This is a genomic window from Neobacillus drentensis NBRC 102427, from assembly GCF_001591445.1.
Taxonomy (GTDB): Bacteria; Bacillota; Bacilli; order Bacillales; family Cytobacillaceae; genus Neobacillus; species Neobacillus drentensis.
This window is the reverse complement of the sequence record NZ_BCUX01000075.1, coordinates 1-15,136: the sequence shown is the minus strand read 5'-3', so window position 1 is coordinate 15,136 and position 15,136 is coordinate 1. Positions and strand designations below refer to the sequence as shown.

Below are 15,136 nucleotides of genomic sequence, written 5' to 3'. Positions count from 1 at the left end.
TCAAACGTTTGGTTAGTTGCGTATTTCGATTTATATCTTTAGGAACAGAAGGTGGGATTGGCAGAGTGATAGGAAGTAAGCTTCGATACCCTCCTGCCTTTGCTGCATTTGCAAACACAGCCTTGGCACATGAATAAAACTACTGAGAGCTTCAAACAAGGTCTACTTTTTTTTAGAGTTAGGCTTTTTTTCGCGGTTTATGTCAGTTTTGAATACTGTGTGTCATTCGATAAAGGAATTTTCAGGAAAACCTCGAATACATACATATAATGCCCAAAATAGGTATAATCCATCCGAGGAGGAGTCACCTTGTCTAATGAACAAATGAATCCGATGATCGAAAAAATACTAGTAAACATCGAAAAGGTTATGATTGGAAAAAGGGACGTGGCTGAACTTAGCTTGGTTGCCCTTTTAGCTGGCGGCCACGTGCTCTTAGAAGATGTACCAGGCGTAGGGAAGACGATGATGGTCCGTGCGTTGGCCAAGTCGGTGAATGCCAACTTCCGCAGAATTCAATTCACACCCGATTTACTTCCGTCCGATGTCACTGGAGTGTCCATATATAATCCAAAGGAAATGGAATTTCAATTTCGGCCCGGTCCGTTAATGGGGAACATCATTCTCGCCGATGAAATTAATCGGACATCCCCGAAGACGCAGTCGGCGCTCTTAGAAGGGATGGAGGAAGCAAGTGTAACAATTGATGGGGTAACCCACCGACTGAACAAGCCTTTCTTTGTTATGGCGACGCAAAATCCGATCGAATATGAAGGTACATATCCGCTTCCTGAAGCACAGCTTGACCGCTTTTTATTAAAAATGAAAATGGGTTATCCGGACTTGCATGAGGAAATGGAAGTGTTAAACCGAGCGCAAAAGATTCCGCCGATTGAGGATCTATGTCCTGTTATTGATCTTGAAGGTCTATTAACCTTACAAAGCGAAATCAAGGACGTCTTTGTCGATGATACGATTAAGCGTTATATTGTCGACATCGTCAACCGCACGAGGGGCCACGGCAGTGTCTACCTAGGTGCCAGTCCAAGGGGATCCATCGCCTTAATGAAAGCAGCACAGGCCTATGCTTACATGTTCGGCCGCGATTATGTTCTGCCTGATGACATTCAATATTTAGCTAAGTTTGTCTTGTCACACCGGATTATTTTAAAGTCAGAGGCGAAATTTGAAGGGATATCAGCCGAAGAATTGGTTAATCAGGTGGTTGCCAGGGTCCCTGTTCCCATCAAAAGGCTAGTGAGATAAATGAAAAGGCTCCCGAAACTATTAAGAAAAGTGTGGAAGGTCATCGTGCTGCTTTTTTTGATTTTATTAACCTTCTCCTATGCGATGTTCCAAGGGGGATTTGTCAGCTGGTTTTTATTTTATAGCTTTTTACCTTTTGCGATTTATTGTGCCGCCTTATCTTTCTACCCCTTAAATGAACTTGAAGTCGCAAGAGTCTTGCAAAAATCAGATTATAATGCGGGGGAACCGTTAAAGGTGGCGGTTTCAGTGAAAAGGGCAAAATCCTTTCCTCTCTTTTATTTACTGATCGAAGACCACTTAAGTGATTCCTTGAAATTGGCCAGCCAACAAAAGAAATCAAAAGCACTTCTGTTACCAGGGTTGAAAAAGGAATTTTCTTATGAATATGTCATTGACGAGGTGCCGCGCGGGGAACATTTTTTTGAATCCTTTACGCTTAGAATCGGTGACCCGCTTGGATTATTTGAAAAAGAAAAACGGTTTACGGTGGAGGACAAAATCATTGTCTATCCAGCATATTCTGAGCTTATGTATCGGCCATTTGAAAACCAATACGATCAAGGGCTGACCGCTTCGAGAGAACGAGTGCAGCGAGATACATCGATGGCGACTGGGGTAAGGGATTACCAGCCGGGTGACCGATTCTCGTGGATTAACTGGAAAGCGTCAGCGAAACGAAACATCTTAATGACAAAGGAATTCGAGCAGCGGCAATCACATGATGTGTTTGTGGTCATGGACTGTGCACCGGATAAGCATTTTGAGCCTGTTGTATCCTTTACCGCTTCACTGCTCCGGGCGATTTTGAAAAAAGGGGCCCAGACTGGTCTTTTTACCATGAGCAACGAACGGGCATCGTTCCCCATCCGCGGTGGGGAACAGCATCTCCAGCAGTTGTTTTATCATTTAGCAAAAATAGAGGCAAAATGTATCACACCCTTTGCCAAGGTGTTAGATACTGATGGCCTTCTCATTCAACAAACTACGGTTTCGTTTATGCTGGTCACCGCACAGATTACCAAGCCCTTGGTTGAGAAAGCGAGTTTTCTTGGGCAGCGAAAAGGAGGAACGATTACTCTTTTTCTAATCAAAGGGGATAAAGAATCCACGTCGGAAAACGAACGGTCGCTCATCGCCATTGCCAATGCACGTGGCGTGCGGATTGTTATGGTTCATGAAGGCCAACACCAGGCAGCCTTTTCGGAGGTGAACTTCCTTTGATGAAAAGAGATTATCCTTCATTTCTGTTATATACGTTTGGTTTTCTATTATTATGGGAATGGCTGCGGCCGGTTGAACAATTAACGGAAACAGATCATATTGAAACCTTTATTTTCTTCCTGATTCTTGCGTTTGCCCTTTCTTTTTTACAGTTAAAATGGATTTGGCAATATAGCCTTAAATTTATCTATATCTTATATTCTATAAACCGCATCCACTTCGAGGAAGGATTCTTTCAGGTTTCCTGGTTTAAGGAATTTTTTGCGGATCTGATTGATAACATTGGAGTGATAGCTGCACGGAACTGGAACGATCTATCCAATGAGTTCCGGACTCTGTTGTTTTTTATCCTGCTTTGGCTAATGGTCTATTTAATTCATTATTGGCTGATAAACCGGAAGCAAATCTTTATCTTTTATTTTATGACATTGATTTATATTACAGTATTGGATACGTTTACCCCTTATAGCGCAAAAGCGGCGATTGTCAGAACTGTGGTGGCTGGTTTTGCGGTGATGGGGATGCTGACGTTCTATCGGATTATTCAGAGAGAGAAAGTGAACACTGAGCCAACTTTCCTGCGGAGGTGGATGGTTCCGCTGGCAGGAATGATTGCTTTTAGTGTGATAGTTGGAATAGCAGCACCAAAAGCAGCCCCGATATGGCCGGATCCTGTCCCATATTTAACAGCGAATAACGATAAGGTTCCTGAGCTGGATGCTCGTGATGTGCATCGTATTGGTTACGGAACGAATGATTCCGCTTTAGGAGGCCCATTTATAGGGGACAAAAACCCGGTTTTTAAATATGAAGCGAATGGAAAAAGCTATTGGAAAATGGAAACAAAGGATGTGTATACCGGCAAAGGCTGGCTTACATCCGGGACTACGCCGATTTCCTTTCGTCAGGAAGACCTGGTTCCTGTTTATTCATTGCCTAAAAATGTAGAGACCATTAAGGAATCGGCCCGTGTGTTAACCCATGTAAATTATAATTACAACTATTTTATGTATCCTGCCGGAATTAACAAAGTCTTAAAAACAGAGCCGCTCGATTCAGAGGGAAATGATTTTCAAGTCGATACCACCAATGAGAGAATCAGCTTTTACAATCATGAAAAAGCTCCTATAGTCCCTCGGGTTTTTACAGTAGAATATGAAATTCCGAAGTATAAAGCGAAAGACTTAGTGCAAACCACTCGATATGATCCGACAAGCATTAACGCTAAGTTCTATGAAAAATATACCAGACTGCCTGAGGAGCTGCCGCCAAGGGTCAAAGAGCTAGCAGAACAAATTACCGCCTCAAAAACAAACTGGTTTGATAAGGCGAAAGCAGTGGAAGGTTATTTCGGGAAATCGGAGTACACCTACGACCAAAAAAATGTAGCGGTGCCTGACACCAACGAGGATTATGTCGATCAATTTTTATTTGATACCAAAAGGGGTTACTGTGATAATTTTTCATCGTCGATGGCTGTTATGCTGCGAACACTGGGAATTCCAACGCGTTGGGTTAAGGGGTTTACAGGCGGGGATTTCCTCCAATATAGTGATGAGACATCAGGGGTCCAGGTTTATGAAGTAACCAATAATAATGCCCACTCTTGGGTGGAAGCTTTCTTTCCAAATCAAGGCTGGGTCCCATTTGAGCCAACGAAGGGTTTTTCGAATGAGATCACCATCAATTATGAAACAACAGGTAACTCATCTAATAATCAGCAAACGAGCACACCACCGGTGAAAAAGCCGAAGCAGGAGGAGCTTGATAATACCAAGGCCCCAAACGATTCGAATCCATTCTTCGATATGAAAAGAATCTGGGCAGATACAAAATTGTTTTTGAAAAATAACTGGCAGCGGATGATTTTACTTTTACTCCTCTTTGCCGGAGTGGCAGCGATTTTTTACCGCGTTCGCGGGAAGTGGATTCCATATTTCTTGTTAGTAGTTTATCGATTCAAGAAAAAGGACGACAACCTAGGGGCTGCCTACGTAGCCTTATTACAACAGTTTGATCGCTACGGCTTAAAGCGGAAGGAAAATCAAACGCTAAGAAGCTATGCCCGCTATATTGACTCCTTTTTTTCGACGAGCGAGATGACCCGGTTGACCGTGATTTACGAGAATTATTTGTATCATCAGACCCTTCCGAAGGGAACATGGGAAGAATCGCATGAATTATGGGAAAATTTAATCAAAAAAACAATTGCTTGACCAGAAAAACGACCTATTGTTACAATATGTACTATTCAATTGTCTAGCGTCAGCAACTAGCGGACTTCGCTATAAAAGTTGTGTGCGCTTTTCAAAATAGGTACGTTTCCTTCATATATCCTCGATGATATGGATCGAGAGTCTCTACCGGGTCACCGTTAAATGGCCTGACTATGAAGGCAGAATTTTTTCTGTGAGCAATTATTACGAGAAAACTAGAATTCTGCCTTCCTGAGATTATGGAGGGGAGAATTCTAGTTTTTTTTATATCATTTGTTGTTAAGGTTAATAATAATTATATTCTTAGAAAATTGGGGTGGATGCTTTGTCAGGAAAGCACGAAATGATTATTGTATTAGATTTTGGGAGTCAATATAACCAGTTAATTACCCGTAGGATTCGTGAATTTGGGGTATATAGTGAACTGCATCCGCATACCATTACAGCAGAAGAAATTCGCCAATTGAACCCAACAGGGATTATTTTCTCCGGCGGGCCAAACAGTGTGTACGATGAAAATTCCTTCCGTTGTGATGAAGCCATTTTTGAAATGGGTCTGCCAATCCTTGGAATTTGTTATGGGATGCAATTAATGACCGTCCATTTCAATGGAAAAGTTGAAAAGGCAAACCAGCGTGAATACGGAAAGGCAACGATGACGCTGCAGCATGAATCGTCGTTATTTAGCGGCCTGCCTAAGGAGCAAACCGTGTGGATGAGCCACGGCGATCTTGTAGTGGAAGCCCCTGAAGGATTTACTGTGGATGGCACGAACCCAACCTGCCCGATTGCAGCGATGAGTAATGAAGAACGAAAGCTTTATGCTGTTCAGTTTCATCCGGAAGTCCGTCATTCAGTCTACGGGAATGAATTGCTGCGAAATTTTGTTTTTAACGTTTGTAAAAGCACTGGCGATTGGTCAATGGGCAATTTCATTGAAATCGAAATGGCGAAGATTCGCGAGCAGGTTGGCGATAAAAAGGTGCTTTGTGCACTAAGCGGCGGTGTCGACTCGTCTGTTGTGGCTGTGTTAATTCATAAAGCTATTGGTGACCAGTTAACCTGTATTTTTGTAGATCATGGCCTTCTTCGCAAAAATGAAGCAGAAAGTGTGATGAAAACTTTTTCAGAAGGCTTCCACATGAATGTCATCAAGGTTGATGCGAAAGAACGTTTCATGTCGAAATTGGAAGGCGTTTCTGACCCTGAGAAAAAACGGAAAATAATCGGCAATGAGTTTATTTATGTGTTCGATGACGAAGCGACGAAACTCGAAGGGATCGACTTTTTAGCCCAAGGAACACTTTATACCGATATCATTGAAAGTGGGACAGCGACGGCTCAGACGATTAAATCACATCACAATGTCGGCGGTCTGCCAGAAGATATGCAGTTTACATTGATTGAACCGTTAAGCACCTTGTTTAAAGATGAGGTTCGTGCGCTTGGAACAGAGCTGGGCATTCCCGATGATATCGTTTGGAGACAGCCTTTCCCAGGCCCAGGTTTAGGGATTCGTGTGTTAGGGGCTATTTCAGAGGATAAGTTGGAAATTGTTCGTGATTCAGATTGGATCCTTCGTGAGGAAATTAAAAAAGCCGGCCTTGACCGAGAAATTTGGCAGTATTTTACCGTACTTCCGGACATCCGCAGTGTCGGGGTCATGGGGGATGCACGAACGTACGATTACACCATCGGTATCCGTGCCGTGACTTCCATTGACGGGATGACTTCGGACTGGGCTCGAATTCCGTGGGATGTGTTAGAGGTCATTTCGACACGCATCGTGAACGAAGTAGCTCACGTTAACCGGGTAGTGTATGACATTACCAGCAAGCCACCAGCAACGATTGAGTGGGAATAAGAAAAGCGGAAGCGCCCGTTTAGCGCTGGAGCTAGACAGGATTACCAAGCTTTACTAATTTACGAACGATTTTATTTTATTTTATAAAATCGTTCGTATTTTTTGTTTACAAGCTGTTTGTTTCCTGCTACAATAAAAAACGAATTAAGAGAATATAAATTGCATCGTATAATGTTGGGAATATGGCCCAAAAGTTTCTACCGAGCCACCGTAAATGGCTTGACTACGAGGCAGTGCTGTTAAAAAACGAGGTATGCCTTCCTCTGTTTTTGCACATGCCTAAAGTCACGCTCCGGTAGAAAAATGCCAGAGCGTTTTTTGTGTAAAAAAAAGAAAGATTCATAGGGGGAAGACATAATGAGAAAGTATTTTGAGTTTGAGAAACATGGTACGAACTATCGCCGTGAGTTTATTGGAGGACTAACCACCTTCTTAGCAATGGCTTATATATTAGTTGTTAACCCATTAACCTTATCGCTAGCATCGATAAATGACTATCCGGATGCGTTAAGAATGGATTATGGTGCCGTATTTGTGGCAACAGCACTTGCAGCTGCCATTGGATCGATTGTCATGGGGCTGCTCGGGAAGTATCCACTTGCACTAGCACCGGGAATGGGCTTGAATGCATTCTTTGCTTACACGGTTGTATTGGGAAGCGGGATTCCTTGGCAGCATGCCCTTGGTGCCGTACTGATCTCAGGTGTATTTTTCTTCTTACTAACACTAACTGGCCTTCGTGAAAAAATAATTAATGCGATTCCGATTGATTTAAAGCACGCAGTTGGTGCTGGGATTGGCTTGTTTATTACATTTGTCGGATTGCAAAACGCAAAAATTATTGTCAATAATGATGCAACACTTGTTGGTTTAGGTGATTTAACAGCGGGACCTACCCTTCTTGCTATTTTTGGAATCGTCGTAACTGTAATTATGATGACAAGGGGTATTAATGGAGCCGTATTTTACGGAATGGTGATTACCGTAATCGTTGGAATTATTTTCAACTTAATTGAAATGCCGCATAAAGTAGTTGATTCCGTTCCAAGTGTAGCACCGACCTTTGGTGCAGCCTTCTCTTCGTTCGGTGATAGTTCTTTTTACAGCACAGCCATGCTGGGGATTATTCTTACCTTCTTGTTTGTTGATTTCTTTGACAATGCAGGTACACTTGTTGCCGTAGCGAACCAAGCGGGAATCATGAAAGATAATAAGCTTCCTCGTGCCGGACGCGCGTTAATTTCTGATTCGATTGCCACAACTGTCGGTGCAGTTCTTGGTACATCAACAACAACTTCTTACATTGAATCATCGGCCGGGGTTGCTGCCGGAGCTAGAACAGGATTTGCAGCCTTAGTAACAGCAGGATTTTTTATCTTATCGCTATTCTTCTTCCCGTTATTATCGGTCGTAACAGCACCGGTAACAGCACCTGCGTTAATTATTGTTGGGGTGTTAATGGTATCTTCATTAGGGAAAATTGATTGGAAAAAGTTTGAAATTGCCGTTCCGTCTTTCTTAACAATGATTGCAATGCCACTTTCATACAGCATTGCAACAGGTATTGCTGTTGGATTTATCTTTTACCCAATCACAATGTTGGTGAAGGGTCGGGCAAAAGAAATTAATCCAATCATGTACTTCTTCTTTGTCATCTTTGTTCTATATTTTATCTTCTTAAAATAATTATTAAATTCGGGAACTGTGGGCTGCTACAGTTCCTTTTTTTGTTGCTGGATTGGAAAATATTCACAAAGTTTTCTTAATTTCGAGCAGGGAATTACAAATTTCTCCAAATCACTTAGGTATGATGGGGAGTGAAAGGAGTGGTTAGCGATGAATATGTTAACCGTTGGTGAGTTACGAAAGAGCTTTGGTGTGATTGCTGCAGTCAATGGTGTGTCTTTTGCGGTGGAAAAAGGGGAATCGTTTGGACTTTTAGGTCCGAATGGAGCCGGGAAATCAACCATTATTAATATGATTACCGGGTTATTTCCGCCCACCTCAGGTGCTGTACATATGAAGGACATCGATGTCATCAAAAATACAAAGCAAGCCCAAAAATTGATTGGCGTCGTACCACAGGAGATTGCCTTGTATCAGAGCATGTCTGCGCGGGAAAATTTAAAATTTTGGGGAAGGATGTACGATTTATCGGGTAGTACGCTTGAGAAGAGTGTTGATGAGGTACTTGAGATTATTGGCTTAACAGAGCGGGCGAAGGATAAGGTAGAGACGTTTTCAGGCGGGATGAAGCGTCGTGTAAATATCGGTGCGGCCATCTTACACCGGCCGGAATTGTTAATCATGGATGAGCCGACAGTTGGTATCGACCCGCAATCTCGAAATCATATCCTCGAGACGGTGAAACGACTAAACAGCGAAGGAATGACGATTATTTACACCAGTCATTACATGGAGGAAGTCGAATATCTTTGTGAACGAATTGGAATCATTGATCACGGCGAATTAATTGCCTTAGGTACATTACATGAACTTAGGGAAACCATCGGTGATCATTCAAAAATTGTTTTAAGCTTAGATAATAAGACATCGAATCATGAAATCATTCCCCAAACGTTAACAGGACATTTTTTGGAAAAAGATATTCAACTGAATGACAACCAACTTATCATTTTTCATAAAGATCCTCAGTTCATATTAAGTGACTTAATTCAGTCGGTAACGAGTACAGGGACAAAGGTAACCTCTGTGGATATTATTGAACCCAACCTGGAAAGTGTCTTTTTGCATTTAACCGGACGGAGTTTGAGAGATTGAATAGGAGGGATAATCGTGACTTTCTGGTGGCTCGCTATTAAAGATTTACAGATTGTCGTTCGAGACAAAAAGGCATTTCTAACGCTGATTATGATGCCGTTATTGTTAATCGCCATTCTAGGAGCAGCCTTTGGGGATGTGATGAAGCAGGATGATGATGTGACTATAGAGAAATTCACACTAGGTATTGCGAATTTAGACAAAGGCCAGCTTAGTACTGTTTTAACAGATGAGGTTTTTACAAAGGCCTTATCCAAACAAATTAAAGTGAAATACTACGATGAAAATGGATTACGTGAAAAAATAAAAGATCATACACTTTCAGTTGGAATTATCATTCCAGCAAATTTCACAGCTTCGATGATGTCAGGTAGTGAATCCAAGGTGAAACTACTAACGGTACCGGACCCCGGCATCAAGGCAACGATCGTTCAAACTGTTATTGAGCAATTTTCTAACTCGATATCGATTGAGGTATTTGCAACACAACTAGCTCAACCAGTCAATGCGGGGAATCAAACTAGTGTCTTTCAACCAAAACCTTCTTCTGATGAAATCACACAGCCTCTCATCAAGGAAACAACCATCAATGCAAAAACTAAACCCGTGGAATCGTTTCAATATTATGCTGCAGCGATGGGTGTGATGTTTTTATTAATGACCGTGGTCCAGGGTGTTACTACAATGATTCTCGAAAAGGAACAAGCTGTTTATAATCGATTGCTTCTAACCAAACTAACCTTCACCCAATACCTTACTGGAAAAATGATCGGATTAATTATCATTTCGCTTGCCCAAGCCTTTTTGATTATTCTCGGAACAAAGCTGTTATTTGGAGTAGATTGGGGTCCTTCGCTTTCCGGTATCGCACTGATGACAGTGGGTTTTGTTTTTAATGCCTGTGGCCTTGGTATCTTAGCAGGCTCATTCATCAAAACAGAAAAAGCATTTAGCGTCGCGGGTATGTTTGCTACACAAATTATGGCTGCCGTTGGAGGAAGTATGGTGCCATTGTATCTTTTCCCTGATTGGGTTATTTCCATTACGAAGTTTTTGCCCAATGGTCTGGCATTGCAGACTTATTTAGACCTTATGTCGGGGGCAACCTTTTCTGAAATCCTGCCTGCTATTGCGGGATCAGTAGGGTTAGGCTTAATGTTTTTTGCGATTGGATTAATTCGCCTTTCATTAGAGAGGAGGGGGAGATATGCGTAAAACCTGGACGATTATAAGGTTGCAGCTAAAGGGTTTTTTTAAATCCCCTGGATCGATTGTGCTCATGTTTGTCCTGCCGGTATTATTTAGTTTGATATTCGGCGGAATGGTTGCCAATTCAGAAGAGAATAAACCACTGGTCAACATTGTTGCCAAACAAGACGAGAATAGCACAAGAATTGTTGAACTTTTAAAGAAGAATAACCATTTTGAATGGAAAAAGGTCTCATTTGCCCAAGCGAAAAAGAATGTGGCCGAACAGGATGCAATTGCAGCAGTGGTGATCCCAACTAAAATCCAGCAACGAATGATTGATAAGAGCCCTTTGTTCGATATTATTGTTCAAAGGAAAACCGAAGATTATCTAGCGTTGTACCCTCATTTACAAGGAACAGCAGAGTTAATCGCTGCCTCCTATCAAGCTGTTGGAATACAGGGGGAAGAGCTGTTTCCGAAATTATTGGAAGCGGTGGCTTCGAATCAAGGGATTAAGGTCGAGCAACAACTGCTCCAAGCGGATGATAGTACTCAAACGTCGATAAATCTAATGATTGTTGGTTTTGCCATCATGTTTATGATGTTTGGCTTATCCGGTGCAGCATCAACGATTTTGGATGAACGAATCGGTGGGACATGGGGGAGGTTGATGGTTTCTCCGGCTAGTAAGCTCCAAATAAGTTTAGGATATTTGTTGTCTTACTTTTTAATGGGATGGATTCAATTTGCGGTGTTAATGGCTGTGATGAATATCTTGTTTGACACTACTTGGGGAAATTTAGCCTATCTGATTCCATTTGCCTCGCTTGTAATTTTAACCGTTGTAGGTTTTGGTCTCATGATTGCTGGCCTTGTCAAAACAAAACAGCAGGCCTCGGCAATAAGTGCGGTATTAATAGTCAGTACCTGTATGCTTGGCGGTGTTTATTGGCCAATTGATTTCGTACCGGAGCTGATGCAGAAATTAGCATTAGCTGTTCCGCAAAGCTGGGTGATGTCAGGTTTTAAAGAAATAATTAGTGGAAGCTTGCATGTTGAAACACTGTTGAAAGACACGTTGGCATTGCTTGGATTCTCATGCTTGTTCTTCTTTATTGGTTTAAGAGGAATAAAATTCGAATAATTCTCCAAGTGGAATGACATGATGTTGTCGAACTTTGTCATTGACTTCGTGTTTTCTCTCTTTTATCCTTTAATTACGAAGGTTAAAAGGAAGAAGTGGGGAAAAGGGTATGGCACAGCTGAAAATTGAAAAGGTTTTAAATAATAATGTTTTGATTGCTGAACACCCTTCCTATGGAGAAGTTGTATTGATTGGCAAAGGATTGGGTTTTAATCGGAAACACGGAGACACGATTGAAACAGATTCAGTCGAAAAAATCTTTGTCTTAAAAAATGAAAAGGAACAAGAAAATTATATTAAATTGCTGCCTTTTATAGATAATGAATATTTAGAAGTGATTATCGCCGCTATTGATCTAATTAAGCAACGAACGAATGCGATGTTAAATGAACATATCCATGTAGCCTTAACAGATCATCTCATGTTTGCCTTAACGAGGGTCACGCAAGGGCTGGAAATGAAAAATCCATTTTTAATCGAGACGAAAACGCTGTATCGACATGAATACGAAGTGGCAAAAGATGTCGTCAAGCTAATCAACGATAAGACAGGGATAAACCTTCCGATTGGTGAGGTTGGATTCATCGCTTTGCACATTCACAGTGCCCTAACTAATAAAAATCTTTCTGATGTGAACCAACATTCCCAGCTAGTCAGCAGATTGGTTGACATGGTGGAAGAACAACTTGAAATAGTGATAGATAAAGAAGGAATCGATTATATGAGGCTGGTTCGTCACCTTCGCTTTGCTATTGAGAGAGTGATTAAGGGTGAGAAAGTCGATGAACCAGAAAAAATTTCTTCCCTCTTGAAAGATGAATATCCTGTGTGTTATAATCTTTCATGGAAGCTCATTAAAGTGATGCAACAATCATTAAAATTGAAAGTCTTTGATGCAGAAGCAGTTTATCTGACAATGCATTTGCAACGACTTCAAAAAAAATTTAAATAACAATTATTTTTTACGTGTTACTGATTCGATCAGGCATGAGTGAAAAATTTAATTGGATTGAAATTATGGGGTAATCTATACCCATAGATTCGTTCAGTTAGATTTTTACTCATGCCTTTTTTATTGGATTTTTTCGAGAGAATGTAACCGCTTTATGAGCTAAATGAAAAAATAGGAGGTATATTTTATGTTTAAAAATGCTTTTGGTGTTTTACAAAAAGTCGGTAAAGCACTAATGTTACCAGTAGCAATTTTGCCTGCTGCGGGGATATTATTAGCGATTGGTAATGCACTTCAAAACCCAACCTTAATTGACCTCGCTCCTTTCTTAGATAATAGTGGTATTGCTATGGTTGCGAAGATTATGGAACAAGCAGGCAGTGTAATATTCGGAAACCTGGCCTTATTATTTGCTGTTGGTGTTGCGATTGGGCTTGCTGGAGGAGAAGGTGTAGCGGGTCTTGCTGCCATTGTGGGGTTCCTGATCATGAATGCAACAATGGGTACTGCCTTAGGGATTGATGCAGATGCACTTGCTAAGCATCCACAAAGCTATGCATCAGTATTAGGTATTCCGACACTGCAAACTGGTGTTTTCGGTGGTATTATCGTCGGTCTGATTGCGGCATACATGTACAACAAATTCTTTGAAATTGAATTACCATCGTATCTAGGATTCTTCGCTGGTAAGCGATTTGTTCCGATTGTAACAGCTGCAAGTACAGTTCTTTTAGGATTACTAATGATTCTTATTTGGCCGCCAATTCAAACAGGCTTAAACTTATTTTCTACCAACATGGTTGATGCAAACAGAACAATAGCTGCGTTTATTTTTGGAGTCATTGAACGATCATTAATTCCATTTGGATTACATCACATTTTCTATGCTCCATTCTGGTATGAATTTGGTAGTTATACCAATGCCGCCGGCGATCTTGTCCGTGGTGACCAACGTATTTTCATGGAACAAATTAAAGATAATGTTCAACATTTAACTGCAGGTACATTCACAACAGGTAAATATCCGTTCATGATGTTTGGACTTCCTGCTGCTGCACTTGCGATTTACCATGAAGCTCGTCCAGAAAAGAAAGTGTTTGTAGGAGGATTAATGGCTTCTGCGGCGTTAACTTCTTTCCTTACGGGTATTACAGAACCAATTGAATTCTCATTCTTGTTTGTTGCACCAGTGTTATTTGGAATCCACGCAGTTTTTGCGGGATTATCGTTTATGACAATGCACTTATTAAATGTAAAAATCGGGATGACATTCTCAGGTGGATTAATTGACTATATTCTATTTGGTTTAATTAACCCGCAAACAAATGCTTGGATCGTTATTCCTGTAGGTTTAGTCTTTGCATTGATTTATTACTTCGGATTCCGATTTGCAATTCGCAAGTTTAACTTAAAAACACCAGGTCGTGAATTAGAAGAAGATGATGATAGCACCGTGCCAACTGGAAAAGCAGGCTCAAGTGATTTAGCCGCTAATATTTTAGATGCTATGGGTGGTAAGGAAAATATTGCTCATTTAGATGCATGTATTACACGTCTTCGTGTATCGGTACATGATAGTAAAAATGTTGATAAAGCCAAGTTAAAAAAACTTGGTGCTGCGGGTGTGCTTGAAGTAGGTAATAACATACAAGCAATCTTCGGACCGCGTTCAGAAACAATCAAAGGACAAATGAAAGATGTTATGTCTGGGAAGAGACCGCGTGCAGCTTCTGCTGATAAGGTGGAAAAAGATGCGGGACAACAGAATGGGGCTCCTTCAGAAGCAATACAAAAGGCGCGTGAAAATGAAGTATTTGTAGCACCGCTTAAAGGAGAAATAAAGCCGATAACAGAAGTGCCGGATCAAGTATTTGCCGGAAAAATGATGGGCGATGGTTTTGCGATTGTACCAGCAGAAGGAATGATTGTATCACCTGTTAATGGAAAGATCGTAAACCTATTCCCTACAAAACACGCGATTGGCATTTTATCTGATACCGGCCGAGAAATCCTCATTCATGTGGGTATTGATACGGTTAATTTAAAAGGTCAAGGTTTTGAGACATTAGTTTCAGAAGATGACATCATTGAACAAGGTCAGCCTTTATTAAAAGTTGATTTAAATTACATTAAAGAACATGCAACATCAACAATCACGCCAATTGTTTTCACGAACTTAGCTGAAGGTGAAAAAGTTGTAATTAATAAACAAGGACAAGTTGAGTTAAAACAAGAGGGTATCATTAAAATAACTAAGTAAGATTGAGGCCGGTCCAAGGTTGGACCGGCTTTCGTATTATTAATAGAAGAAAGTGGATATGGGGAAATTTATTTGAAATTTTTATTGACGTTAACTAACCTAAGTGGTAGTATATTAAAGCAGTCGTTATTGACGAGTTAATAACTCAATGGTGTTGAAAAAAACATCAGATAAAGATGTTGACAGCGAATGGCTGAAATGATATAGTTATAAAGTTGCTTCAAACGAAGTGACAAAC

General features: G+C 41.0%; 10 protein-coding genes and 2 riboswitches. All 10 genes read left to right on the top strand.

Annotated features, from left to right (window positions below):
- Positions 1-324 precede the first annotated feature (324 nt).
- The 10 genes from BDR01S_RS22635 (at position 325) to ptsG (ending at position 14,898) form a co-directional block, all read left to right on the top strand.
- The gene (locus BDR01S_RS22635) at positions 325-1,266 is read left to right on the top strand and encodes an AAA family ATPase (protein ID WP_066259573.1); all 942 of its coding nucleotides are present in this window, start codon (positions 325-327) and stop codon (positions 1,264-1,266) included.
- A 57-nt stretch (positions 1,267-1,323) separates the two neighbouring features.
- Positions 1,324-2,490, top strand: coding sequence for a DUF58 domain-containing protein (locus BDR01S_RS22630; RefSeq protein ID WP_369691103.1), 1,167 nt, complete (start codon positions 1,324-1,326; stop codon positions 2,488-2,490).
- Positions 2,490-4,706 carry a transglutaminase domain-containing protein gene (locus tag BDR01S_RS22625; protein WP_066259575.1) on the top strand — a complete coding sequence of 739 codons (2,217 nt, stop codon included), beginning with the start codon at positions 2,490-2,492 and terminating at the stop codon, positions 4,704-4,706. The genes BDR01S_RS22630 and BDR01S_RS22625 overlap by 1 nt, the downstream gene beginning before the upstream one ends.
- 91 nt (positions 4,707-4,797) lie before the next feature.
- Positions 4,798-4,900, top strand: a riboswitch (purine riboswitch).
- 149 nt (positions 4,901-5,049) lie between these two features.
- Positions 5,050-6,570, top strand: a complete 1,521-nt coding sequence (gene guaA, locus BDR01S_RS22620) for a glutamine-hydrolyzing GMP synthase (RefSeq protein WP_157406236.1) — start codon at positions 5,050-5,052, stop codon at positions 6,568-6,570.
- Positions 6,571-6,714: 144 nt separating this feature from the next.
- Positions 6,715-6,816, top strand: a riboswitch (purine riboswitch).
- A gap of 111 nt (positions 6,817-6,927) precedes the next feature.
- A complete protein-coding gene (locus BDR01S_RS22615) occupies positions 6,928-8,256 on the top strand; it encodes an NCS2 family permease (RefSeq protein WP_066249684.1) in 1,329 nt (442 codons plus the stop codon).
- A gap of 156 nt (positions 8,257-8,412) precedes the next feature.
- The gene (locus BDR01S_RS22610; protein WP_066259577.1) at positions 8,413-9,351 is read left to right on the top strand and encodes an ABC transporter ATP-binding protein; all 939 of its coding nucleotides are present in this window, start codon (positions 8,413-8,415) and stop codon (positions 9,349-9,351) included.
- A 15-nt stretch (positions 9,352-9,366) separates the two neighbouring features.
- Positions 9,367-10,566 (top strand): ABC transporter permease, encoded by a 1,200-nt coding sequence (locus tag BDR01S_RS22605; protein WP_066249687.1) that lies wholly within the window; start codon positions 9,367-9,369, stop codon positions 10,564-10,566.
- Entirely contained in the window at positions 10,559-11,686 is a 1,128-nt protein-coding gene (locus BDR01S_RS22600) for an ABC transporter permease (RefSeq protein WP_066249692.1), read from the top strand. Before BDR01S_RS22605 ends, BDR01S_RS22600 begins: the two co-directional genes overlap by 8 nt.
- Positions 11,687-11,795: 109 nt before the next feature.
- Entirely contained in the window at positions 11,796-12,638 is an 843-nt protein-coding gene (gene glcT, locus BDR01S_RS22595) for a glucose PTS transporter transcription antiterminator GlcT (protein WP_066249695.1), read from the top strand.
- Between the two features lie 187 nt (positions 12,639-12,825).
- On the top strand, positions 12,826-14,898 hold the full coding sequence (gene ptsG / locus BDR01S_RS22590; RefSeq protein WP_066249697.1) for a glucose-specific PTS transporter subunit IIBC: 2,073 nt from the start codon (positions 12,826-12,828) through the stop codon (positions 14,896-14,898).
- Positions 14,899-15,136 lie beyond the last annotated feature (238 nt).